Genomic DNA, 297 nt, shown 5'->3' on the forward strand with positions numbered 1-297 from the left:
GTCCTGACCATTCTCGGACCGGCGGCCCGGGCTTTGGTCGAGTTCGCCGCACTACAAGCGGGTGAAGCGGTGCTGGATGTTGGTTGTGGCACCGGTGCAGCGGCGCGTTGCGCCGCGGAGAAAGTCGGTCCAGCGGGGCGGGTGGCCGCGGTGGATGTGAATGCAGGCATGATCGATGTTGCGCAAGCACTCCCTCCCGTCGCAAGTGCACCCATCGAGTGGGTTGTAAAAACCGCCTACGAGCTGCCCTTTGGAGAAGCGGAGTTCACCGTGGTGCTCTGCGCGCAAACGCTGCAG

1 protein-coding gene is annotated in these 297 nt (G+C 64.3%); it reads left to right on the forward strand.

The features are described 5' to 3' along the window. Positions 1–33 precede the first annotated feature (33 nt). Positions 34–297: class I SAM-dependent methyltransferase (locus ACTFO6_RS18460; RefSeq protein ID WP_439935832.1), on the forward strand; the 264-nt coding region annotated here is incomplete at its 3' end.

Origin of the sequence: Pelomicrobium sp. G1, assembly GCF_051905455.1 — a bacterium.
Classification (GTDB): domain Bacteria; phylum Pseudomonadota; class Gammaproteobacteria; order Burkholderiales; family UBA6910; genus Pelomicrobium.